Annotated in this window: 20 protein-coding genes; 19 read left to right on the top strand and 1 reads right to left on the bottom strand. The window is 61.3% G+C overall.

Annotated features, from left to right (window positions below; genetic code table 11):
- Window positions 1-47 precede the first annotated feature (47 nt).
- The 7 genes from ACR0EZ_RS18555 to tcuB all read left to right on the top strand — a co-directional run bounded on the left by ACR0EZ_RS18555 (window position 48) and on the right by tcuB (window position 8,322).
- Complete coding sequence (locus ACR0EZ_RS18555; protein ID WP_480615907.1) at window positions 48-1,136, top strand: tricarboxylate transporter; 1,089 nt, start codon at window positions 48-50, stop codon at window positions 1,134-1,136.
- 80 nt (window positions 1,137-1,216) lie between these two features.
- Window positions 1,217-3,247, top strand: a complete 2,031-nt coding sequence (locus tag ACR0EZ_RS18550) for a tripartite tricarboxylate transporter permease (protein ID WP_480615905.1) — start codon at window positions 1,217-1,219, stop codon at window positions 3,245-3,247.
- A gap of 8 nt (window positions 3,248-3,255) precedes the next feature.
- Window positions 3,256-4,344, top strand: coding sequence for a 4-oxalomesaconate tautomerase (locus ACR0EZ_RS18545; RefSeq protein ID WP_480615991.1), 1,089 nt, complete (start codon window positions 3,256-3,258; stop codon window positions 4,342-4,344).
- A 49-nt stretch (window positions 4,345-4,393) separates the two neighbouring features.
- A complete protein-coding gene (locus tag ACR0EZ_RS18540) occupies window positions 4,394-4,630 on the top strand; it encodes a hypothetical protein (RefSeq protein ID WP_480615903.1) in 237 nt (78 codons plus the stop codon).
- Window positions 4,627-5,604, top strand: coding sequence for a D-2-hydroxyacid dehydrogenase family protein (locus ACR0EZ_RS18535; protein WP_480615901.1), 978 nt, complete (start codon window positions 4,627-4,629; stop codon window positions 5,602-5,604). The genes ACR0EZ_RS18540 and ACR0EZ_RS18535 overlap by 4 nt, the downstream gene beginning before the upstream one ends.
- Before the next feature lie 269 nt (window positions 5,605-5,873).
- On the top strand, window positions 5,874-7,268 hold the full coding sequence (gene tcuA, locus ACR0EZ_RS18530) for an FAD-dependent tricarballylate dehydrogenase TcuA (protein ID WP_480615899.1): 1,395 nt from the start codon (window positions 5,874-5,876) through the stop codon (window positions 7,266-7,268).
- Entirely contained in the window at window positions 7,258-8,322 is a 1,065-nt protein-coding gene (gene tcuB / locus ACR0EZ_RS18525; RefSeq protein ID WP_480615897.1) for a tricarballylate utilization 4Fe-4S protein TcuB, read from the top strand. The genes tcuA and tcuB overlap by 11 nt, the downstream gene beginning before the upstream one ends.
- A gap of 28 nt (window positions 8,323-8,350) precedes the next feature.
- On the opposite strand, the gene ACR0EZ_RS18520 is transcribed toward tcuB, so the two are convergent.
- The gene (locus ACR0EZ_RS18520; RefSeq protein WP_480615895.1) at window positions 8,351-9,400 is read right to left on the bottom strand and encodes a LacI family DNA-binding transcriptional regulator; all 1,050 of its coding nucleotides are present in this window, start codon (window positions 9,398-9,400) and stop codon (window positions 8,351-8,353) included.
- Window positions 9,401-9,527: 127 nt separating this feature from the next.
- Between ACR0EZ_RS18520 and ACR0EZ_RS18515 the strand changes: the two genes are divergently transcribed.
- From ACR0EZ_RS18515 to ACR0EZ_RS18460, 12 genes are all read left to right on the top strand, one after another.
- Complete coding sequence (locus ACR0EZ_RS18515) at window positions 9,528-11,033, top strand: sugar ABC transporter ATP-binding protein (RefSeq protein ID WP_480615893.1); 1,506 nt, start codon at window positions 9,528-9,530, stop codon at window positions 11,031-11,033.
- An 11-nt stretch (window positions 11,034-11,044) separates the two neighbouring features.
- Complete coding sequence (locus ACR0EZ_RS18510; protein WP_480615891.1) at window positions 11,045-12,064, top strand: ABC transporter permease; 1,020 nt, start codon at window positions 11,045-11,047, stop codon at window positions 12,062-12,064.
- A gap of 19 nt (window positions 12,065-12,083) precedes the next feature.
- Window positions 12,084-13,130, top strand: coding sequence for a substrate-binding domain-containing protein (locus tag ACR0EZ_RS18505; protein WP_480615889.1), 1,047 nt, complete (start codon window positions 12,084-12,086; stop codon window positions 13,128-13,130).
- Window positions 13,131-13,243: 113 nt separating this feature from the next.
- Entirely contained in the window at window positions 13,244-14,005 is a 762-nt protein-coding gene (locus ACR0EZ_RS18500) for an ATP-binding cassette domain-containing protein (RefSeq protein ID WP_480615887.1), read from the top strand.
- Window positions 14,006-14,016: 11 nt separating this feature from the next.
- The gene (locus ACR0EZ_RS18495) at window positions 14,017-15,141 is read left to right on the top strand and encodes an ABC transporter permease (protein WP_480615885.1); all 1,125 of its coding nucleotides are present in this window, start codon (window positions 14,017-14,019) and stop codon (window positions 15,139-15,141) included.
- 82 nt (window positions 15,142-15,223) lie between these two features.
- Window positions 15,224-16,369 (top strand): substrate-binding domain-containing protein, encoded by a 1,146-nt coding sequence (locus tag ACR0EZ_RS18490; RefSeq protein WP_480615883.1) that lies wholly within the window; start codon window positions 15,224-15,226, stop codon window positions 16,367-16,369.
- A gap of 75 nt (window positions 16,370-16,444) precedes the next feature.
- Window positions 16,445-17,407 carry a YncE family protein gene (locus tag ACR0EZ_RS18485; RefSeq protein WP_480615881.1) on the top strand — a complete coding sequence of 321 codons (963 nt, stop codon included), beginning with the start codon at window positions 16,445-16,447 and terminating at the stop codon, window positions 17,405-17,407.
- The gene (locus ACR0EZ_RS18480; RefSeq protein ID WP_480615879.1) at window positions 17,404-18,408 is read left to right on the top strand and encodes a 4-hydroxythreonine-4-phosphate dehydrogenase PdxA; all 1,005 of its coding nucleotides are present in this window, start codon (window positions 17,404-17,406) and stop codon (window positions 18,406-18,408) included. Before ACR0EZ_RS18485 ends, ACR0EZ_RS18480 begins: the two co-directional genes overlap by 4 nt.
- A gap of 10 nt (window positions 18,409-18,418) precedes the next feature.
- Entirely contained in the window at window positions 18,419-19,594 is a 1,176-nt protein-coding gene (locus ACR0EZ_RS18475) for an L-rhamnonate dehydratase (RefSeq protein WP_480615877.1), read from the top strand.
- A 3-nt stretch (window positions 19,595-19,597) separates the two neighbouring features.
- Window positions 19,598-20,506, top strand: a complete 909-nt coding sequence (locus ACR0EZ_RS18470; protein WP_480615875.1) for a dihydrodipicolinate synthase family protein — start codon at window positions 19,598-19,600, stop codon at window positions 20,504-20,506.
- A gap of 1 nt (window position 20,507) precedes the next feature.
- Entirely contained in the window at window positions 20,508-22,010 is a 1,503-nt protein-coding gene (locus ACR0EZ_RS18465) for an aldehyde dehydrogenase (NADP(+)) (protein WP_480615873.1), read from the top strand.
- Between the two features lie 129 nt (window positions 22,011-22,139).
- Window positions 22,140-23,072, top strand: coding sequence for an SMP-30/gluconolactonase/LRE family protein (locus ACR0EZ_RS18460; protein WP_480615871.1), 933 nt, complete (start codon window positions 22,140-22,142; stop codon window positions 23,070-23,072).
- The last annotated feature ends 101 nt before the right edge of the window (window positions 23,073-23,173 follow it).

Here is a 23,173-nt window from a genome sequence, read left to right as displayed (position 1 = left end):
GGCGCCAGTCGCGTTGCCGTGGTTGTCTGGTCAACAGGGAGGAACCAATGACCATTTCCAATTTCACCCGTCGCGCCGTCGTGGGGCTGATCGCCGCCGCCGGTATCGCCGCGCCCGCTGCCGCTGAAGTTGATTTCTCGGGCAAGACCATCGAATGGGTCATCCCGTTCTCGGAAACGGGCGGGTCGGCCAAATGGGCCAATTTCTTCGCGCCGCTTCTGTCCGAGGCGCTGCCGGGGCAACCGACCGTGGTGGTGAAATTCATGCCCGGTGCCGGTTCGACCAAGGGAGCCAACTGGTTCCAGGAGCAGGAGCACGACGATGGCACCCTGCTGTTCGGCACCTCCGGTTCGACCCAGTTCCCTTATCTGCTGAGCGATCCGCGCGTGCGCTATGAATATAACGACTGGATTCCGGTTATGGCATCGGGAACCGGTGGTGTCGCCTATCTGAACGCTGAGGATGGCGCAAAGTTTGATGGCTCGGCCAATGCGCTGAAAGACACCAACTTCATCTACGGCTCGCAGGGCGCAACCCGTCTGGACCTTGTGCCGCTGCTGGCCTGGCAGATGCTGGGCATGAATGTGGAACCGGTCTTTGGCATCAAGGGCCGCGGTGACGGCCGCCTGATGTTCGAGCGTGGCGAAGCCAATATCGACTATCAGACCTCCTCGGGCTATCTGGGCGGCTCGGCCCCGCTGGTCGAGGCCGGTCAGGCCGTGCCGATGATGACATGGGGCGCGCTGGATGCCGATGGCAACATCGTGCGCGACCCGACATTCCCGGATATCCCGACCTTCAAAGAGGTCTGCGAAGCCACCGATGGCTGCGAAACAAGCGGTGAGGCATGGGATGCGTGGAAAGCCTTTTTCGTCGCGGGTTTCCCGGTGCAGAAACTGGCCTTCCTGCCCGGTGACACACCGCCAGAGGTCGTCGATGCCTACACCGCCGCTTTCCAGGCCGTGACTGAGCGTGGCGACTTTGCCGATATCTCGTCCAAGCGCGTGGGTAAATATCCGGTGTTTGTCGGCGATGGGTCCAAATCGGCGCTGCAGACGGCGACCAATGTGGACGACAACGCCAAGCAATATGTCCTGAACTGGCTGAAAGAGGCTTACGGCGTCGAGCTGAACTAAGCCGACACGCCGTAGCGCGTGCCCCAAACGAAGGGCGCGCGCTTTTCTGCACACAAGACAAACAATGAAAGGCGGCCGCTATGGAGGTTTTCGCCACCGCTCTACCTGCGCTCAGCGACGCGTGGGGTCTGATCCTGCAACCTGTCGTTCTGGGCTACCTTATTCTCGGCGTCGTGATGGGTCTGGCCGTGGGCGTCTTTCCGGGGCTGGGCGGCATCGCCGGTCTGTCCCTGTTGCTGCCTTTCATGTTCGGGATGGACCCGATCCTGGGTCTGGCGCTGATGATCGGGATGGTTGCCGTTGTGCCCACCTCGGACACGTTCGCCTCGGTCCTGATGGGGATACCCGGCAGTTCCGCCTCGCAGGCGACGGTGCTCGACGGTTTCCCGATGGCGAAAAAGGGCGAGGCCGCGCGGGCGCTGTCGGCGGCCTTTTCCTCGTCCCTGTTCGGCGGTCTGGTGGGTGCGACCTTCCTGACCATGTTTATCCTGATCGCGCGGCCCATCGTTCTGGCCTTCGGTCTGCCCGAGATGTTGATGATCACCATTCTCGGCCTGTCGATGGTTGCCATCCTCGCCGGGCGCATCCCGCTGAAAGGCGTCGCCGCCGCCGGTCTGGGCCTGATGGTCGGCACGATTGGCGAAGCCGATGCGGGCGGATCGCTGCGGATGGCGACCTATGACATTCCCTATCTGACGGACGGTCTGAAACTGGTCATCGTCGGTCTGGGCATCTTTGCGGTACCCGAGATCGTCTCGCTGCTGCGGCAGGACCGGTCGATTGCCAAAGGGGCCTCGCTGGGGGCCGGATGGCTGGACGGGGTCAAGGACTGGGCCGCCAATATATGGCTGTCGGTCCGTTGTTCGATCATTGGCGTGGTTGTGGGCGTCATACCCGGCCTCGGCGGCTCGGTTGTCGACTGGATCGCCTACGGCCATTCAGTGCAGTCCACCAAAGACAAAAGCAATTTCGGCAAGGGCGAAGTGCGGGGCGTGATCGGGCCGGAAAGCTCGAACAACGCCAAAGAGGGCGGCGGGCTGGTGCCGACGCTGCTGTTCGGCATCCCCGGCTCGGGCTCGATGGCGATCTTCATCGGCGCGGTGGCCCTGTTGGGGTCCGGCGATATCGAGGTCGGCCCGAGCATGCTGAAAGACAACCTCGACATCACCTATTCCATCGTCTGGCTGCTGGCGCTGGCCAATGTCGTGGGCACCATCCTGTGCATCGCGGCCTCGGGCGGGATCGCCAAGCTGACCACGATCCGCTTCACCTATCTGGCGCCGTTCCTGTTCATGCTGATCAGCTTTGCCGCCTTCCAGTCGGGGCAAAACTTCGAAGACCTTCTGGCCCTGTTCGTGATCGGCCTGATCGGCATCTTCCTGCGCCGGTTCGACTGGTCGCGCCCGGCCTTCCTGATTGGGTTCGTGCTGTCCAACCCGGTTGAGAAATTCACCAATCAGGCGTTCCAGATCGCCTCATTCCGGTTCCGCAAGAGCTTTGGCGAAGGTATGGAGTATGTCTTCAGCCCCATCGTCATCGTGCTGATCGTGGTCACGGTTGTCTCGGTCATTCTGGGTATTCGTCAGGCCAAGATGATCATGGCCGAAGGCGACGTGCAGGCCGGGCACAAACGCGCGCCGCTGGTCTTCCTGCTGGTGATCATGGCCTATCTGATCGTCGCCTTGGTGAACGCCAACATGATCCCCGACTACAACATGACCGACAAGATCATCCCGTTGGTGATCGGCAGCGTCTCGCTGTTCTGCTGCGTGATCCTGTTGATCCAGATGATGCGGCGGCCCGAGGGCGATGCGATCTTCGCCGACAAGGAAATCGCAGGCGAGGACGCCAGCGCCCCCCACGGTCTGTGGACCACGCTGGCCTGGTTCGCGAGCCTGATCGCGGCCACATGGGTCGTCGGCTTCATCCTTGCGCTGCTGGGCTTCCTGATCGCCTTCTTCCGCATTCGCGCCGGGTCCAGCTGGCAGATGACCCTGATCCTGACCGCCTGCGGTATCGGCTTCATGTGCGTCATGGCAGGCGCGCTGAACCGGGATTTCCCACCGGGGCTGTTGCAGGACATGGTCGATCTGCCGTGGCCGCTGAAATGAGCCGTGCCATGACGCAAACCGCAATCCCCTATATCTTCATGCGTGGCGGCACCTCGCGCGGACCCTATTTCCGCAGGTCCGATCTGCCCGGGGATCAGGGGGTTCTGGCCGACGTCCTGATCGCCGCGGTCGGGGCCGGTCACCCGCTGAATATCGACGGGATCGGCGGCGGCGCGGCGGTGACAACCAAGGTGGCGATGCTGTCGGTCAGCGGTGATGACTGGGCGGATATCGACTATTTCTTCGCCCAGGTTTCGGTCGAGGAAAAGCTGGTGGATTTCAAACCGACCTGCGGCAACATCCTGTCCGGGGTTGGCCCGGCCGCAATCGAGATGGGTCTGATCCGGCCCAACGGGGATCAGACCGAAATCCGCATCCGCGCTGTCAATACAGGCGCACAGGTTGTCGCCCAGGTGCAGACGCCGGGCGGTGAGCTGACCTATGACGGGGGTGCCGAAATCGCCGGTGTTCCGGGGCACGCCGCGCCGGTGCAGCTGAGCTTCATGGGGGTTGTCGGATCATCGACCGGGGCCTTTCTGCCCACCGGACATCTGCGCGACACAGTTCAGGGGGTTGAACTGACCTGCATGGATGTCGCCATGCCGATGGCCATCGCCCGCGCGGCCGATTTTGGCCTGACCGGGTATGAAAGCGCGGAAGAGCTGGACGCCAACCGCGCCTTCTTTGACCGGATGGAGGCCATTCGGATCGAGGCGGGGCAGTTGATGGGCATGGGCGATGTCTCTCAGTCGGTCACGCCCAAGTTCGGGCTTCTTGCCCCAGCCCGGGACGGAGGTACGATTGCTGTCAGGTATTTCATGCCGTGGAAAACGCACCCGACAATGGCGGTCACCGGCGCGCAATGCATGGCGTCCTGCGCCCTGACGCCCGGAACCGTCGCGGACGGGCTGCTGAACCGGGGCAACGCGCGGCCGGCACAGGTGGTTCTGGAACATGCCTCGGGGACCATCGAGGTTCTGGTGGATTTCTCGACCGACACGGGGTTTTCGCTGAATTCAGCCGGTCTGATACGCACCGCGCGCAAGCTGGCGGACGGGCATATCTATGTCCCGAACAGCGTCTGGAACGGGAGTTGATTGGCATCCGTCAATTCGGTATACTAAGGTATACAATAAGGAGGCCCTTATGACGGACTATTCTGAATGCCTCGACATCGCCCGGCAGGAGCTCAAGCTGGCACAGGCCGCGCTGCGGCGGGACATGGCGCAGTACCCGACACCGATTGCCGGATGCGACGCGCAGTTCAATCATCTGCTGGATCAAAGCGAACGGGTTCGCAACGCGCTGGCCGCCCTTGAAGCGCCAAATTTTGTTCCGACACCAAGAAACCTGACCCCCGGGCGGAGCATCGAAAGCCGATGAAGGTTCACATTCTGGATGACTGGTTCGACACGCTGCGCGGTTTGCCCTGCTTTGCGAAGCTTGTCGAACATGAGGTGACGGTCTGGACCGATCACGTCGAAGACCCCGCCAAACTGGCCTTGAGGTTGCAGGAGGCCGAGGCGGTGGTTCTGTTCCGCGAGCGCACCAAAGTGACGCGGGACCTGCTTGCGGGCCTGCCCAATCTGAAACTGATCAGCCAGCGCAGTGTTTACCCTCATGTCGACTTGCAGGCCTGTTCGGATCATGGCGTGCTGCTGTGCTCGAACATGCATGCGGGCACTCCGTCCTATGCGGCGGCCGAGTTGACCTGGGCGCTGATCATGGCCGGGATGCGCGATTTGCCGGGGCAGATGGCCTCGGTCAAGGCGGGGCGCTGGCAGGCCGGGGTCGGCAAGACGCTGCGCGGGCGGCAGCTGGGGCTTTACGGCTATGGCCGCATCGCCCGCGCGGTTGCGGGCTATGCCGATGCGTTTGGGATGAATGTGGTCTGGTGGTCCTCGGAGGACGGCCGGGCGCGGGCGCAGGCCGACGGTATGCAGGTCGCACCCAGCCGTCAGGATTTCTTTGCGGACAGCGATGTGGTCTCGGTCCATGTGCGCCTGAAACCGGACACGCGCGGGATCATCGCCGCGTCGGATTTCGCGCAGATGCAGCCGGGCGCGCTGTTCGTCAACACCTCACGGGCCGGGCTGATCGCACCGGGTGCCTTGCTCGAGGCGCTCGATGCCGAGCGCCCCGGCAAAGCGGCGATTGACGTCTTCGACGCCGAGCCGCTGACCGATCCGAACGATCCGCTGCTGTCGCATCCCAACCTGATCGCGACGCCGCATATCGGTTTCGTGACCGAGGACGAGTTCGACCTGCAATTCGCCGACATTTTCGATCAGGTGAATGCCTACGCCAAGGGTGCGCCGATCCACATGATCAATCCCGAGGTTTGGACCGGCGCGTAACCGGACGGGCCACTCCGGCTGCGCCAGCGGTCACAGGCATGATCCGCATCCAAGGCCGGGGAAACCCGGAACGATCCCACGCGCCTGCGGGGCCGGGTGTTACGGCCCGATTCACTTTCCCGGAATATAAGGCGGTCTGTTTCTGGAAGTTCCGGATTCCGGCGGTTTTGATGGTGTTGACTCCCTATGTATCCATATGTATACAAACGGACGCAACGAAAGCTTGAACCCGACCGCGCGGTCGATGAAACCCAGTAGGTAGACAGGATATGGCCCCCCAAAAGGAAGCTTACGATATCGCTGTGATCGGCGGCGGCAACGCGGCCCTCTGCGCCGCGATGACCGCCGCTGAGGCCGGTGCCCGCGTTCTGATCCTTGAAACGGCGCCGAAACCCTATCGCGGGGGCAACTCTCGCCACACCCGCAACTTTCGCTGCATGCACGGCGCGCCTTTGGGTCCGCTGATCGAGGCATACAGCGAAGACGAATACCTCTCGGACCTGCTAAAGGTCACCGGGGGCAAAACGGATGAACATCTGGCGCGCTTGGCAATCCGCACCTCGGAAGAATGCCTGCCATGGATGGAGGCGCACGGGGTTCGGTTTCAGCCATCGCTTTCGGGCACATTGTCGCTGGCACGCACCAACGCGTTCTTCATGGGGGGCGGGAAATCTCTGGTGAACGCCTATTACCGAACGGCGGCGGGTCTGGGCGTGGATGTGCTGTATGAAGCGGCGGTCACGCATCTGGAGCTGAATGGCGATCAGATCGACTGGGTGGACTATACCTATGAAGGGCAAACCCACCGGATCACGCCCAAGGCCGTCATCGTCGCCTCGGGCGGGTTTCAGGCCGACACCGACTGGCTGACTCGCGCCTGGGGCGCGCCTGCAAAGAACTTCCTGATCCGGGGCACCCCCTACAACCGGGGCGTGGTGCTGGCCGACCTTCTGGATCAAGGGGTCCAAAGCGTCGGCGATCCGACCCAGTGCCACGCCGTCGCCATCGACGGGCGCGCGCCGAAATTCGATGGCGGCATTGTCACCCGGCTGGACTGCGTGCCGTTTTCCATCGTCGTTAACAAGGATGCCGAGCGGTTCTATGACGAGGGCGAAGATGTCTGGCCGAAACGCTACGCGATCTGGGGGCGTCTGGTGGCGGCCCAGCCGGATCAGGTGGGCTATGTGATCATCGATGCCAAGTCGCTGAACCTGTTCATGCCCTCGGTCTTTCCGCCGCTGAAAGCCGATACTCTGGACGAACTGGCGGGAATGCTGGACCTGCCCGCCGACAAACTGACGGCCACCGTCAGTGAATTCAACGAAGCCTGCGGCGACACCAGCGGGTTCCACCCGACCGAACTGGACGGTGTTTCGACCTCGGGCCTGACCCCGCCCAAGACCAACTGGGCCCGCCCGATCACAAAGCCGCCCTTCTATGGCTACTCGCTGCGCACCGGCGTGACCTTTACCTATCTGGGGCTGAAGGTCGACGACACGGCGCAATGTTCGACCCCGGGCGGCAAGATCAAGAACCTTTGGGCGGCGGGAGAAACCATGGCCGGGTCGATCCTTGGGCAAGGGTATCTGGCCGGGTTCGGCATGACCATCGGAACCGTTTTTGGACGCATCGCAGGACGTGAGGCCGCCGCTTATGCAAACTGAACTGATACAGGAAGCCCGCCGTCAGGCCGAGATCTGCAACGCCTGCCGCTATTGCGAGGGCTATTGCTCGGTCTTTCCATCCCTGCATGCGGAACGCGCGTTTTCGGATGGTGATATCACCCAACTCGCCAACCTCTGCCACAACTGCCGGGGCTGCTATTACGCCTGCCAGTACACGGCACCGCATGAGTTCGATCTGAACCTGCCCAAGGCCCTGGCCGAGGTGCGGCGCGACGGTTGGGAAAGCTTCGCGTGGCCGCAGCCGTTGGCGCGCCGGTTTCACACCCATGGCGGGGCCATAGCGCTGGCGCTTGTGATCGGGTTTGCCCTGCTGTTCTGGGCCATCCGCGCCATCGGATCGAGCGGAGGTCAGGGGTTCTACGCCGTCCTGTCCCACAATGCGATGGTCGCGATCTTTGCACCTGCGTTCCTGCTGCCGCTGTTCAGCATCGGCATCAGCCTGCGGCGCTACTGGGCCGAGGTCGGCGGCAATCCCATCCAAATGGCAGACCTGACCGCCGCTCTCAAACGCGCGGGCAAGATGCAGGATCTGGCCGCAGGCCATGGTGAGGGCTGCAACTTCGAGGACGAAGACCGGTTCAGTCAGGCGCGACGTCATATTCATCACGCCATCATGTATGGCTTCCTGCTGTGCGTCGCATCGACCTCGGTCGCGACGGTCATGCATTATGGCTTAGGATTGCACGCGCCCTACGGGTTCTGGTCCTTGCCCAAACTGTTCGGGATTTCCGGCGGGCTGTTGCTGACAGTGGGTTGTGGCGCCATGGCCCTGCTCAAGCAGAAATCCGACCGCGAGCTTGGCGATCCGTCAGCCTGGGGCGGGGATATCGGGTTCATCCTGTTGCTCGGCTTTGTCGGGTTCAGCGGATTGGTTCTCTATGCCCTCGGCTCAACACCGTTGATGCCCGCGCTGCTTGCCATTCATCTCGGATCAGTCCTGACGTTTTTCCTGCTGACGCCCTATACCAAGATGGCGCACGGGTTTTACCGGTTGGCGGCCCTGATCAGGGATGCGCAGCGCAAGCGGGGCTGACATGCCGAACGGACACACTAAGGGGGCCCTACGCGCTGGCGTTGGATTTCCGGACCGTACTGCCGGGTATTAGCCGGAAACCGACATCTTTTGTGGATTTCACCGGCTCGTTGTTGATCTGTGCCAGCACCATCTCGGCAGCGATCTGGCCGATTTTCAGATGTGGCACGGCAATCGAGGTCAAACGGTAGGGCTGGATCGCTGAGATCGGCAGGTCGCCCCAGCCCGCGATGCCGATATCGTCCGGCACCCGCAGCCCGATCTTCTGCGCATATTGCAGGCCGCCAATCGCCATGTTGTCGTTTTGATAGAAAATCACCTCGATATCCCGGTGCGCGGCCAAAAGCTGCTCGGTCCCGTAGAACCCAGTATAGAATCCGGGGGTGTCCTTGAGAAGCAGCTGTTTCTCAAGCTGCCCGTTTGCATCTTCGATGGCTTTTGAGAACCCCTGCAGACGCGCCGTTGCAGCATTGGCAACGTCATGGGATGTGCCGACATAACCGAATTTCCGATAGCCCATCCCGGCAAGATAGCGGCCCATGCTGTAGCCGCTGTCAAAGTGGTTCAGGCCGACACACATATCCAGAGGGCTTGAATTGAAGTCCCAGATCTCGACCAGAGGAATGCCCGCGCCGCGCAGCATCTGAATGGCCTTGGGGCTATGAGAGCGGCCGGTTACGATCAATCCGGCCGGCTGCCAGGACAGCACTGTTTCGATCCACTTTTCCTCGTGATCGATTTCATGCTCGGTCAGGCCCAGAACGGTTTGATGGCCAAACGCGCCCAGCTTGCGGTCGATGCCTTCCAGAACCTGCGCGAAGATTTCGTTGCCCAGTTCGGGGATGCTGACACCTACAAATGTCGACTTCTTGTCGCCCGCAAACACCGTCGCCAAACGATTCGGCAGGTAACCCAAACGGTCGACTTCGGCCATCACCTTGGCACGGGTCTTTTCCGAAAATCCGCCTTCGTCGCGCAGGACCCGGCTTGCCGTCATCTTGGAAACGCCTGCGGCCCTTGCAACCTCGGCAAGGCTTATTTTATTGTTTTTATTGTATTTTTCCGGATCGCTGCTCATTTACGTTACGGGTAACTCTTTTTTATTGACATCCGAGTGGCCTGCAAGAATGCTAACGTAACGTTACGGGTAACTCAAGGCGCTGTTGAGGAGCAGCAGAGTTACCGCGATCTGGGAGGTGGCCTCGGTGCCCGGCACTGCACAAAACAATCTCTTCTTTGACGGTATAAAGAAGCATTTCGGAGGCACCTATGCCCTACGCGACGTGTCGCTGAACATCGAGCGTGGTGAAATCGTCGCTTTGCTGGGTGAAAACGGGGCCGGGAAATCCACTCTGATCAAGATACTCGGCGGCATCCACAAGGCGGACGAAGGACGCGTTCTGATCGACGGTCATCCCTACGAGCACCGGCCAGGCGGTTTCGGTGAACGTCAGTCGGTGGCCTTCATCCATCAGGATCTGGGCATGATCGAATGGATGACGGTGGCGGAAAACATCGCGCTGGCACTGGGATATGCGCGCAAAAGCGGGCTGATCAACTGGAAATCCGTCGAAGGTTTCGCGCAACAGGCACTGGACAAGGTCGGATGTGAATTTGACCCCAGCACGCGGGTACAGGACCTGTCGCGGACCGAGAAATCGCTGGTTGCCATCGCACGAGCGCTGGCGGTGGATTGCGACTATCTGGTTCTGGACGAACCCACAGCATCTTTGCCTGCAGATGAGGTCGAACGGCTGTTCGAGGCACTGCGCCCCCTCAAGGAGCAGGGTGTCGGGATGATCTATGTCTCGCACCGTCTGGATGAGATTTTCCAAATCGCGGACCGCGTCGCCGTGTTGCGCGACGGCGAGATGGTCGGGCTGCGCAGCATTGATCACACCACCCCCGAGGAGTTGGTCTATATGATTGTCGGTCGCAAGACGCGGCAGGTGATGAAACCCGACACGCCCCCGGGCGATACGATTTTGCAGGTGTCCGGCCTGAATATGGAGGCCGCACATAATGTCAGCTTCCAGCTTCAGGCCCGCGAGATCGTGGGTCTGGTTGGCCTCCGCGGGGCCGGGCACGAGCATGTCTCGCGCGCGCTGTTCGGGTCCGAGATGTTCAACGGCGAGATCACGTTGCATGGCGAAAGCCCCGATCTGTCATCACCGCAGACGGCCATGGCGTCAGGCATCGGTCTGGTCGCGCGCGACCGGACCGAGGAATCGGTGGCCATGTCGCTGACCATTCGCGAGAACACGTTTCTGAACCCGGCGGCTATCGGGCGCTCGCTGCTGTCTTTCATGAGCACCCGCGCGGAAACCGAAAGCGCTGCCCGGATCGGCAAGGGGGTCGCCCTGTCGCCCAATGACCAGAGCATGGCCATCGAAAGCCTGTCGGGCGGCAATCAGCAAAAGGTCGTGATCGGACGCTGGCTGGAAACAAAGCGCAAGCTGCTGATTTGCGAAGACCCGACCGCCGGAGTGGATGTGGGGGCCAAGGCCGAAATCTATGCCTTGCTGAACCGCGCCATGGAAGAGGGCGTGGGCATCATCGTTGTCTCGACCGATTTCGAAGAGGTCGCCGCGATCTGCCACCGCGCCATCGTGTTCAGTCAGGGCCAAATCGTGAGCGAATTGTCGGGCACGGAACTGACCACTGAAAACCTCATACAGGCTGCCTCGGCCTCGAACGCCGTGGCGAGTTAAGGAAAACGAATATGCAATCGCTTGAATCCAACGCGCTGGAACCCACCAAGGCCGAATTGAAAAACGCCTCGCTGAAAACGCGCATTCTGCGGTTTCTGCCGGTCTATGGTCTGGTTCTGCTGACTGCGTTCCTTATCATCTTGTTCTCGATCCTGCTGCCCAACACCTTTCCGACGATGCTGAACCTGCGGGCGATCATCTCGGACAAGGCGATCATTGCGCTGTTGTCGCTGGGGGCGATGATCCCGATGGCGGCGGGCCGGATCGACCTGACGGTGGGGTATGGGATCGTGCTTTGGCACATTCTGGCGATTTCCCTGCAGACCATGTTCGGCATTCCGTGGCCCATCGCCGTGGCCATCGTTTTGTCACTGGGCCTGCTGACAGGGTTCCTGAACGGGCTGCTGGTCGAGGTCGCCAAGATCGACAGCTTCATCGCCACGCTGGGCACTGGCACCGTTTTGTATGCGCTGGCCCTGTGGCACACAGGCGGCCGTCAGATGGTGGGCGCATTGCCCGAAAGCTTCTATGCCATCAACGGCACCTTTGTCTTCGGCCTGCCGATCACCGGGTTCTACGTGCTGGCGATTACCGTGGCGATGTGGCTGATCCTGGAATACACGCCCATCGGTCGATACCTCTATGCGATTGGCGCCAACCAACGCGCCGCGCAGCTGAACGGTATACCGACGCGCAAATTCGTCATCGGCGCTTTCATGTCATCGGGCCTGATCACCGCCTTTGCCGGGGTGCTCTTGGCCTCGAAACTTCGGATCGGGCAAGCCTCGGTCGGTTTGGAATTCCTGTTGCCTGCTTTGGTCGGGGCCTTTCTGGGGTCAACAACCATCAAGCCGGGACGTGTGAATGTCTGGGGAACAGTCGTGGGTGTCGCGATCCTGGCTGTTGGTATCTCGGGCATTCAACAATTCGGTGGATCCTTCTGGGTCGAGCCGATGTTCAACGGTGTCACGCTTCTGATCGCAATCGGCATTGCCGGTTACGCCCAGCGGCGCAAGGGCGCCAGCAAGTAAAAGCATAAGGGAGGAGATTATGCTGAAACGGACGTTCATGGCGGTATCCGCCGCTGCCCTTCTGACCGGTCTGGGGATGCCAGCGATGGCCGAGACCGCCTTTGACGGGCCAACCGCGGGGCCAACCGCGGCCGAGGGAAAATCGATTGTTGTCGTCGCCGCCGACCTGAAGAACGGCGGCATTCTGGGCGTGACCAACGGCGTGGAAGAGGCCGTGGACACCATCGGCTGGGAGGTCCGCGTGCTGGACGGCGCAGGTTCGATTCAGGGCCGCACAGGGGCGATTGGTCAGGCGCTGGCCTTGCAGCCGGACGGGATCATCATCAACGGCTTTGACGCAGTCGAACAGCAGGCCGCGCTGGAAGGCGTGGTCGAGGCCGGTATCCCGATTGTCGCATGGCACTCGGGTCCAAAGATCGGCTGCGATGCGCCGGGCGGTATTTTCGCCAATGTCTCGACCGACGCGATGACCGTGTCCGAGGTGGCTGCGGAATGGGCGATGGAGGATGGCGGTGACGAGGTCGGTGCGATTATCTTCACCGACTCGACCTATCAGATCGCCATCGACAAGGCCGACCGCATCAAGGAAACCATTGAAGCCGCCGGCGGCACGGTGCTGGAATATGTCGATACGCCCATCGCAGACACCTCGGCTCGGATGGGGCCTCTGACCACCAGCCTGTTGCAGAAATACGGGGATCAGTGGACGCATGCGCTGGCGATCAATGACCTTTACTTCGACTTCATGGGTCCGGCGCTGGCCGCCGCTGGCATCTCGTCCGAGGATGGTCCGCAGGCGGGGTCCGCTGGCGATGGCTCCGAGGCTGCGTTCCAGCGCATCCGCAGCGGCAACTACCAGACCATCACCGTGGCCGAGCCACTGAACCTGCAGGGCTGGCAACTGGTGGACGAGCTGAACCGCGCCATTCAGGGCGAGGCATGCTCGGGCTATATCACCTCGCCGGCGCTGGTGACCGAGGCGGGGCTGGCCAAGCTGGGCGATACCAACCAGTTCGACCCCGACAGCCCATACCGCGAGGCCTATTCGAAAATCTGGGGCAAGTAAGCCCACGGGTGGCCCCTGACAACGGGGGCCGCTTTCGGCAGGGATGAAACGCGCAAGAACCTGCGAGCGGTCGATTGACCGCCATGGCGGAGCTATGCGCAGAGGAGGAAACTATGAGCGACACGCCATTGGTTCAAATGCAAGAAATAACAAAGCGCTTTGGCGGTGTGACGGCGCTGCAGGATGTGGACCTGACCGCCTATGCGGGCGAGGTTCTGGCCATTGTCGGCGACAACGGGGCCGGAAAATCCACGCTGATCAAGATCCTGACCGGGGTCTATCAGCCGACCGAAGGCCGGATTCTGCTGGACGGCCAACCGTTGGAGATGTCCAGTCACTCGGACGCCATCGCAAACGGGATTGATGCTGTTTATCAGACATTGGCGCTGGCCGATCACCTGTCGCCCGCTGCGAACATGTTCTTGGGCAACGAATTGACCACGAGCTTTTTGGGCATCCCGTTTCTGGACAACAAACGCATGAAGACCGAGGCCGCGCGGGTGCTGGAAGAACGCCTGGGCGTGCGTCTGAGGTCAATGGATGTGATGACCGAAAGCCTGTCGGGTGGTCAGCGTCAGGCCGTTGCGATTTCCCGTGCCGTGTATCACGACGATCTGCGCCTGCTTGTGATGGACGAACCCACCGCCGCGCTGGGGCCGCAGGAAACGGCACGGACGCTGAAACTGATCAAGGCGCTGCGCGAGCAGGGGCTGGCGGTGATCCTGATCTCGCATTCGCTGGATGATGTGTTCGAAGTGTCGGATCGCATTCACGTCCAACGCCGTGGCCGCGCGGTTGGCGTTGTCAAAACTGCGGAAAGTTCCGTGCAGGATGTTCTGGGCCTAATCGTGGGCGCTCAGGATGCGGCTGCGTGAGGAGTAAAGAGATGTCTGCAACAACCACGCATCCCGAAAAGACACTGATGGACCGGCTGGAACCTTATCTGGCTTTCATCGGTCCAATGGTCATGATCCTCGCGATCCTGATCTTCATGGGGATCACCGAACCGGCGCGGTATTTCCGCCTGACCAACCTTAACCTGATCCTGCTGGACGCGGCGCTTTACATGCCGATGGCGATGGCGATGACATTTGTCATCACCCAGCGGGGTATTGACCTGTCGATTGGCTCGGTCGCGGCGCTGTCGGCCATTCTGATGGCCTTTCTGGTCAAGCAATACGGCTTTCCGGCTTGGATTGCGGTGCCTCTGGCCATTTTGATGGGCGCGATCATGGGCCTGATCAACGGTCTGGTTATTACCCGGTTCAAGGTGCCGGACCTGATCGGTACGCTGGCGATGGACCTTGTCTATCGCGGTCTGGCGCTGGTGATTGCCAAAGGTCTTGTGCTGGCCCGTTTCCCTGATCTGATCACCGAGATCGGGCGTGGCCAGATCCCCGGTTTCATCCCGGTGCCGGTGGTACTGGGCCTGATCACCATGGCCGTTGGCTATGTGGTCCTGACCCGCACCTATTTCGGGCGCTACACCATCGCCATCGGCTCCAACCCCGAAGCCAGTGAGATGACCGGCGTCGCGGTCGATCGCCACAAGATCTACGCCTATGTGCTAATGGGCGCGGCGGCGGCGATGGCGGGTGTGATGCTGACCGGAAAGCTGAATGCGATTCAGGCGACCTCGGCCCCGTATTTCAACCTGCACGTCATTGCGGCGGTGGTTGTGGGCGGCACGTCCCTGTTCGGCGGGCGCGCCTCGATGCTGGGATCATTGGCCGGTGTGCTGCTGCTGTCGATGATGATCAATGCGCTGGTGACCCTGCGGATCGAGTTCTTCTGGCAATCCGTCGCCTCGGGCGTGGTGATCGTCAGTTCGGTCGCTCTGTACACCTGGATGCAGAAAAAAGACCGGGATGGCGCGCATGGCCTGCTGGCCGGGCTGCGCAGCAATGAAGCCCAAAAGCTACTTCGTTTTTCAGCCGCGCTGATCGGCGCCCTGATCCTGTTGCTGGCCCTCGGGGCGGGACTGGCAACCGAGCCTGTGCCTAGCGGCTAGGGCAACAAAAGTGGTGCGCCGGGGGATAGGAGCCCCGACGCACCTGCAAGACCCCACTTATTCGCGAAAGGGAGGACTTACCGTGAAACAATTGAACAAAGCACTACTGACGACAAGCGCGTTTTGCCTGTGTGCCGCCGCGGCCTGGGCCGAGGGCAACCTGCCCCTGAAAGAGCTGCCGGGCATCGAAGACAGGGATTACTGGGTTCCGGGCGAGGTGAACGCCGACGGCAAGCTCGAGGCGCTTCAGGCGACAACGGGGGCCGAGGCGGTGAAATACAGCGGCACGCAGGACGGCCCGCTGCAGATCGCGCTGATCTATCCGTCGGCGGATACCTCGGATTTCTGGGCGCGCAACTATCTGGCGATGACGAAACGGCTGGAAGAGTTGGGGATCGAATACGAGACCACAGAATTCGCCAGCCGTCAGATCGAGCACAGCCTGCAGTCGACCTATGCCAATCAGGTGGTTCAGGATGCGGACCTGTATGATTTCGTGATCTTCGGGCCGTCAGAACTGGCGATTCAGGCAGACAATATCGACAAGATGGCAGGCAATGATGGTTTTGCCACCTTTGTCTGGGCCTTCCACACGCCACCCAAGGACCTGAAGAACCAGCCGGATGCGTGGTTCGACTTCAGTTCGGCCGCCGGTGCGCTGACCATGTGCGACTATATGCTGGAACGTCTGGGCAACGATGTGACCATGGCGATGAACCGGGGCATTCCGGGCATCACCGACGATCAGCGCTCGGGCGATTTCAAGGCCTGCGTTGAAGAGAAAGGCAACTGGACCACCGTTTACGAACATTACGGTGAGTACCAGCGCGAAGGCGGCTTTGAAGGCACCAGCCTGATCCTGCAGGCCTATCCCGAAGCCACGATCATCCATAACGCCAACACCGCGATGGCCATGGGCTCAGTCGAGGCGCAGGTCGCCGTCGGCAAAGAGAAAGACGTGTTCTCAACCGGTTGGGGCGGCACGGGTCTGGAGCTGGACGCCATCCGCCGGGGCGAGTTGGACGCAACACCGATGCGCATGGGCGATGACGTGGGCGCAGCCACGGCCGAAGCGATCAAGGCACATCTGGAGGGCCGTCAGGACGAGCTGCCCTTTGTCTTCCTTGGCCGCATCACGGTGGCCCACGATCGGATGAGCGCGGATGAGCTGAACGCGCTGGAGCAGGAAGCGTTCCGCTTCTCGGGCGTCGGCGCGCTGGAACGCTGATACCCCTCTCTGTGACCGGCTGGCGAATGGCCGGTCACGGAACCTAATTTAAGACGGCCACCGGAGGGAGATCGAATGGCGCAATCCATGATGCTGATTGAAAAATGCAGCCATTGCGTAAGCTGGTATGACATTGAAACGGGCGCCCGGCAGGGGCGTTTGGATTTGCCGCATTTCCCCCATGAATTCGTGGTCGATGATGAGTTTCACTATGCCTATGTCGGGCATTATGGGGTGCAGAACTCGGGCATTGAAGGGCTGGAGGGCCGCTCGGTCATCGTGATCGACATCCGCAAGCAGGAAATCGTGCACACCTATGATCTGGGTGAACACCGCCGCCCGCATGGGATCGGGCTGGACGGGCAGGGGCGGCTTTATGTGTTGTCGGAATGGACCGGGCATCTGCTAGTCAAGGAAAACCCGCGTGCCTTCGATCAGGGCTGGGACCATATCACGCCGACCGGCGGCACCAAATGCCATCTGTTTGCGCTGACCCGGGGCGGGCATACGGCCTATTCGATGAACCTGACCTCGGGCGATGTGACCGTGTTCAAACCCTATGATGCCTCGGTCACGCCGATCTCGATCAAGACCGGGCAGAAACCCGAGGGGCGCTGCCTGCGCGAAGAGGCGCGGACGCTTTACACCTCGCAACGGATTTCCAACACGGTGGCGGTGATCAACATCGACACGCTAGAGATCGAGCGGACCTTTCCAACGCCGGACGATCCTTGCCGCATCTACTATGACAAAAGGCGCAACCGGCTGGTGACAATGAACCATTTCGGCGGGTCGTTTTCGGTGTTCGACGAAGCGACCGGAGAGATGTTGCACGAACAGAAAACACCCGCCAACCCGCTGGCGCTGTGCATCGATGATGAGGCCGCATTCGCCTATATCGCCATCGATTGCGAACAAGTGCAGCGCTTCAACCTCGATACGTTCGAAGTGGTGCAGACCTTTGACACCGGCAAAGAGCCGGACGTGATGGTCATCCTGCCGGACGGGTTTTCCAATTACTGGGAGGGCGCGGCATGACCAAACCCCGTATCGCCATTGTCCCCGGCGACCCGTCCGGCATCGGACCCGAGTTGATCGCTAAGCTGCTCAATCAGGACGGCGTGCAGGACGCAGCCGATATCGTGCTGGTGGGCGACAGCCACCTGTGGCAACGCGGCGCGAAACAGGCCGGGCTGGATGTGCCGCTGAACACGGTGGGCGCGGTGGCGGACCAGACGGGCCTAATGCATCTGGAACTCGACACCATTGCGCCCGAGGACGTGCAGATCGCTGAGGTCACGGTCGAGGGCGGCACGACCTCGCTGCGCTGTCTCGACAGGGCGATGGATCTGGCGATGACAGGGCACGTGGATGGCATCCTGTTCGGCCCGTTCAACAAGGCTGCGATGACCGCCGCCGGGCTGAATGCCGAAGATGAGCACCGCTATATGGCGCGGTATCTGGGCCATACCGGCTATCACTCGGAACTCAACGTTCTGGATGAGCTGATGACGACCCGCGTGACCTCGCATATCGGGCTTAAGGATGTGGCGGCCAATATCACCGAAGAGGGGATATTGAAGGCGGTTAACCTAGCCAACGACACTTTGCGCAAGGCGGGCAACACGCGCCCCAATATCGCGGTGGCGGCGCTGAACCCACATGCCGGGGACAATGGCAAGTTTGGCCGGGAAGAGATCGAAATTCTCGAACCCGCCGTGCGCAAAGCGCAGCAAAAACAGATGAGTGTGAGCGGTCCATGGCCCTCGGATACGGTGTTCCTAAAGGCGCAGCGGGGCGAGGTCGATGCGGTTGTGACCATGTATCACGACCAGGGCCAGATCGCGATCAAGCTTATGGGGTTCGAACGCGGTGTGACCGTCGCGGGCGGGCTGCCCATTCCGGTCGCTACCCCTGCCCATGGCACCGCTTTTGATATCGCCGGACAGAACAAGGCCGATCCGGGCGCAACACGGCAGGCGTTCGATCTGCTGGTGCGCATGGCGAAAACACATCGCGCCGAACGCAGCGCGGACTGAGAGGACAAAGATGACCAAGATCAAATCCGTACGCACCCGCGTCTGGAACTGGACCGGACCGACCGTGCCGCCCACCGGCAATTTCTGCACTAATGCCTCGGACGCACTGTATGAAAAGGGCGATGCGATGTCGTCCTTCCGTTTTCACCAATGGCTGACATGCGAGATCGAGACCGAAGATGGCACCGTCGGCATCGGCAACGCGGCCCTTGCGCCCTCGGTGGTCAAAGCCGCCATCGACGAATGGTTTGCGCCCTTGGTGATCGGTGAGGACCCGTTCGACTACGCTTACTTATGGGAAAAGATGTACCGCCGCAGCCATGCCTGGGGGCGCAAGGGGATCGGGATGATAGCGATCTCGGCGGTTGATCTGGCCATCTGGGACCTGATGGGCAAGCTGGCAGGGAAACCAGTGTTCAAACTGTTGGGCGGGCGCACCAAGGAGAAGATCCCGGTCTACTATTCCAAGCTCTATTCCGGCCCCATCGACGTGATGCAGGCCGAGGCCGCCGAGGCGCAAAAGAACGGCTATTCCGCCTACAAGATGCGGTTCGGCTGGGGGCCCAAGGATGGCATGGCGGGGATGCGCAAAAACCTCAAACGGGTCGAGGCCGTGCGTGAAGTCATCGGCTATGACGTCGATCTGATGGTCGAATGCTATATGGGCTGGAACCTCGATTACACCAAGCGGATGCTGCCCAAGCTGGTCAAATATGAACCCCGCTGGCTTGAGGAGCCGGTGATCGCCGATGACGTCGAAGGCTATCGCGAGCTGAATGCGATGAACATCATCCCGATCTCGGGCGGTGAGCATGAATTCTCGATCATCGGCTGCAAGGACCTGATCGAGAAAAAGGCAGTCTCAGTCCTGCAATACGACACCAACCGGGTGGGCGGCATCACTGCGGCGCAAAAGATCAACGCGATTGCCGAGGCGTTTCAGGTTCCCGTCATCCCCCATGCGGGGCAGATGCACAATTATCACCTGACCATGGCCAACGCCAATTGCATGATCAGCGAATACTTCCCCGTCTTCGACGTCGAGGTCGGGAATGAGCTGTTCTACTACATCTTCGAAGGCGACCCCGAGGCGTTGGACGGCTTCCTTGATCTGGATGATGACAAGCCGGGTCTGGGGATCGAGATCACGGACAAGCACCTGAAACATTTCGAAATTACGGAGTAACCCATGACCTATACCGGTATCTGGCCCGTTGCGCCGACGCCGTTTCATGAGGACGGAACGCTTGATCTTGAGGGGATGAAACGGGTTCTGGATTGCCTGATCGATCAGGGCGCGGATGGCATCTGCGTGCTCGCCAATTTCTCGGAACAGTTCCTGATCTCGGATGAGGAACGCGCAATCCTGACCCGGCTGAGCCTCGAGCATGTCGCCGGCCGTGTGCCGATGATCGTGACGATCAGCCATTTTGCCACCCAGATCGCGGTGGAGCGGGCGAAATTCGCCAAAGATCTGGGCGCGGACATCGTGATGATGATGCCGCCCTATCATGGGGCGCTGCTGAAAGGGAACGCGCAGCAGACCTATGATCAGTTTGCCGCCGTAGGCGAGATCGGTATCCCAATAATGGTGCAGGACGCACCCTTGTCAGGCGTTGATCTGCCTGTTCCCTTGTTGGTGCGCATGGCGCAAGAGATAGAAATGGTGAAGCTGTTCAAGATCGAATGCCCTCGGGCGGCCAACAAGCTGCGCGCGCTGATCGCCGAAGGCGGTGATGCGATTGAAGCGCCCTTTGACGGCGAGGAAGGCATCACCTTGTTGGCCGATCTGGATGCGGGGGCCACGGGGTCAATGACCTCGGGCATGATCGTGGATCAGATCAAGCCGGTGATCACGCACCACCTGGCGGGCCGCGTGGACGAGGCGACCGCCGCCTATGGCCGTGTGGCGATGGTGATCAACCATGAAAACCGCCAATGCGGCTGGCAATCCTGCAAGGCCGCGATGGTCGAAGGGGGCGTGATCACCTCGGATTTCTGCCGTCACCCGATCGACCCGTTGCAAACGGCCATCCGCGACCGGCTGATCGGTCTTTTGAAACCGCTGGACCCGATGGTCCTGAATTGGGGAAGATAACATGATCCTTGGACAAAACCTGATCGATGGCACCTGGGTCGGGTCCGACAACCTGCGCGCATCAGACGACCTTGGAGGGCAGAGCTTTGCTCAGGCCACCGCCGCGCAGGTGGATGCGGCCTGCCGCGCTGCCCGACGAGACTTCCGCGCCTATTCGGGTAAATCGCGGGCCGAGCGCGCCGCGTTCCTGCGCGCGATTTCAGACCAGATGGATGTGCTGGGCGATGAGATTACCCGAACCGGCATGGCCGAGACGGGTCTGCCCGAGGCGCGACTGGTGGGTGAGCGTGGCCGCACCACCGGCCAGCTGCGCATGTTCGCCGATCTGATCGAAGACACCGAGTATCTCGATATCCGCAGAGTTGGCGCGCTTCCTGACAGGACGCCACTCCCCCGTCCTGATCTGCGCCTGACGCACAAAGCCATCGGCCCCGTGGCCGTCTTTGGTGCGTCGAACTTCCCGCTCGCCTTTTCCACGGCGGGCGGGGATACCGCTTCGGCTTTGGCCGCAGGGTGTCCGGTGATCGTCAAGGGCCACAGTGCCCATGCGGGCACGGCTGAACTGGTGGCGCAGGCCATTGCCAGGGCCATCGAGATATGCGGCATGCCTGTGGGCACCTTCCAGATGGTGCAGGGGTCGGGGCGCGAGGTCGGCGCGGCGCTTGCACAGCACCCCGAGATCACCGCCGTGGGTTTCACGGGATCGCTGGCCGGGGGCAGGGCGCTCTATGATCTGTGCCATGCGCGCCCGCAGCCGATCCCGTTTTATGGCGAGCTGGGTTCCGTCAACCCGATGTTCTGCCTGCCTCAGGCGATGTCAGCACGCGCGGCCAAGATCGGCACGGGCTGGGCGGCCTCGCTGACCATGGGCGCGGGGCAGTTCTGCACCAATCCCGGCGTGGCGGTTATGGTTAAGGGGCCTGGGGCCGACGCATTGGAAGCGGCCTGCGTTGCGGCCCTGAATGACACGGCAGAGCAGAAGATGCTGACCGACGGCATTCACGACGCCTACGAACAGGGCGTCCGCGCCTTCCGCGACCTGATGACCGTGGTCACATCCTGCGGCGCGGCCACCGGCAATCGTTCGGCCATGCCCGCGCTGTTCAAGGCCAGCGCCGCCGAGTGGATGGCAGACCCCAAACTGCAGCATGAGGTCTTCGGCGCAGCGGGTATCCTTGTGCGCTGCGACGACGCGGATCAGATGAAGGCTCTGGCCGAAGGGTTGGAGGGTCAGCTGACCCTGACCCTGCACATGGACGATGGCGATACCGCGCTGGCGCAGGATCTGATGCCGGTTCTCGAAGAAAAGGCCGGTCGTCTGCTGGTCAACGGTTTCCCGACGGGGGTCGAGGTCTGCTCGGCCATGATGCATGGCGGGCCTTACCCGGCCAGCACCGATGTTCGGGCAACCTCGGTCGGGACGCTGGGTATTGTCCGCTGGCTGCGGCCGGTCAGCTATCAGAACATGCCCGACGCGCTGCTGCCGCCCGAGCTGCGGGGCTAGAACGGCCTGAGGATAACAAGTTTGCATATGACATCGGACGATCCGGGGCCTCGACCCCGATCTGCCGGGAAACAGGCGGGCGCAACCGGGCTGGGCCCCGGTCAGACCCGCAGATAAAGGAGCGGATGGATGTTTGGTATTCTGGACGGAACCGGGTTCGAGGTGATCGAAAAGGAGTTCGAGGCCTGTTTCATCGGCCATGCCCGGGTCGAGCGTCTGTGGACCGGTGCGCGCTGGTCCGAAGGCCCAGCCTGGTTTGCGGCTGGCAGGTATCTGGTCTGGTCGGACATTCCCAACAACCGCCTAATGCGCTGGGATGACACGGACGGCTCGGTCTCGGTCTTCCGCCAGCCATCGAACAATGCCAATGGCAATACGCTGGACCGGCAGGGGCGGCTTGTATCCTGCGAACACCTGACGCGCCGCGTGACCCGCACCGAACATGACGGATCGATCACCGTTCTGGCCGATACGTGGCAGAACAAGCGGCTGAATTCGCCCAACGATGTCGTGGTGAAATCCGATGGCTCGGTCTGGTTCACCGATCCGTCCTACGGGATCATGATGGATTACGAGGGCGAGCGTGCCGAAAGCGAAATCGGCGCCTGCCATGTCTACCGCATCGATCCGGATACGGTTGAAGTGACGGCAGTTGCCACGGATTTCGTGAAACCCAACGGTCTGGCGTTTTCGCCGGACGAAAGCTGCCTGTTCATCTCGGACACCGGGGTCACCCATGACCCGGACGGCCCGGCGCATATCCGGCGGTTCGATCTGTCCTCGGATGGCAAGTCTCTGAGCAACGGCGAGGTGTTCGCAGAATGCACCAACGGGCTTTTCGATGGTTTCCGCCCCGACCGGGCCGGTCGGATCTGGAGCTCTGCCGCCGACGGGGTGCACTGCCTGAACCCCCAGGGTGATCTGATCGGCAAGGTGCATATCCCGGAAATGGTGGGCAATGTCTGCTTCGGCGGGCCCAAGTTGAACCGGCTGTTCATCGCAGGCACAAGTTCGCTTTATGCCATCTATTTGAATGTGAACGGGCTGGATCAGACCGCTTGAAACGCTGAACCGAATAAGGAACGCACAGGTCCGGAATGCCAGCGCTCCGTCAGGGCTTCCAGATGGCCTTTCGGACACCCAAAACCCTGCCTCAGACCCTC

The organism is Ruegeria sp. AK4 (assembly GCF_056541025.1).
This window is presented reverse-complemented; position numbering and strand designations above follow the sequence as displayed.

What these genes read in the sequence shown, in the direction of transcription:
- ACR0EZ_RS18555 (WP_480615907.1), top strand. Translation starts at nt 48, where the DNA reads ATGACCATTTCCAATTTCACCCGTCGCGCCGTCGTGGGGCTGATCGCC.
- ACR0EZ_RS18550 (WP_480615905.1), top strand. Translation starts at nt 1,217, where the DNA reads ATGGAGGTTTTCGCCACCGCTCTACCTGCGCTCAGCGACGCGTGGGGT.
- ACR0EZ_RS18545 (WP_480615991.1), top strand. Translation starts at nt 3,256, where the DNA reads ATGACGCAAACCGCAATCCCCTATATCTTCATGCGTGGCGGCACCTCG.
- ACR0EZ_RS18540 (WP_480615903.1), top strand. Translation starts at nt 4,394, where the DNA reads ATGACGGACTATTCTGAATGCCTCGACATCGCCCGGCAGGAGCTCAAG.
- ACR0EZ_RS18535 (WP_480615901.1), top strand. Translation starts at nt 4,627, where the DNA reads ATGAAGGTTCACATTCTGGATGACTGGTTCGACACGCTGCGCGGTTTG.
- tcuA (WP_480615899.1), top strand. Translation starts at nt 5,874, where the DNA reads ATGGCCCCCCAAAAGGAAGCTTACGATATCGCTGTGATCGGCGGCGGC.
- tcuB (WP_480615897.1), top strand. Translation starts at nt 7,258, where the DNA reads ATGCAAACTGAACTGATACAGGAAGCCCGCCGTCAGGCCGAGATCTGC.
- ACR0EZ_RS18520 (WP_480615895.1), bottom strand. Translation starts at nt 9,400, where the DNA reads ATGAGCAGCGATCCGGAAAAATACAATAAAAACAATAAAATAAGCCTT.
- ACR0EZ_RS18510 (WP_480615891.1), top strand. Translation starts at nt 11,045, where the DNA reads ATGCAATCGCTTGAATCCAACGCGCTGGAACCCACCAAGGCCGAATTG.
- ACR0EZ_RS18505 (WP_480615889.1), top strand. Translation starts at nt 12,084, where the DNA reads ATGCTGAAACGGACGTTCATGGCGGTATCCGCCGCTGCCCTTCTGACC.
- ACR0EZ_RS18500 (WP_480615887.1), top strand. Translation starts at nt 13,244, where the DNA reads ATGAGCGACACGCCATTGGTTCAAATGCAAGAAATAACAAAGCGCTTT.
- ACR0EZ_RS18495 (WP_480615885.1), top strand. Translation starts at nt 14,017, where the DNA reads ATGTCTGCAACAACCACGCATCCCGAAAAGACACTGATGGACCGGCTG.
- ACR0EZ_RS18485 (WP_480615881.1), top strand. Translation starts at nt 16,445, where the DNA reads ATGGCGCAATCCATGATGCTGATTGAAAAATGCAGCCATTGCGTAAGC.
- ACR0EZ_RS18480 (WP_480615879.1), top strand. Translation starts at nt 17,404, where the DNA reads ATGACCAAACCCCGTATCGCCATTGTCCCCGGCGACCCGTCCGGCATC.
- ACR0EZ_RS18475 (WP_480615877.1), top strand. Translation starts at nt 18,419, where the DNA reads ATGACCAAGATCAAATCCGTACGCACCCGCGTCTGGAACTGGACCGGA.
- ACR0EZ_RS18470 (WP_480615875.1), top strand. Translation starts at nt 19,598, where the DNA reads ATGACCTATACCGGTATCTGGCCCGTTGCGCCGACGCCGTTTCATGAG.
- ACR0EZ_RS18465 (WP_480615873.1), top strand. Translation starts at nt 20,508, where the DNA reads ATGATCCTTGGACAAAACCTGATCGATGGCACCTGGGTCGGGTCCGAC.
- ACR0EZ_RS18460 (WP_480615871.1), top strand. Translation starts at nt 22,140, where the DNA reads ATGTTTGGTATTCTGGACGGAACCGGGTTCGAGGTGATCGAAAAGGAG.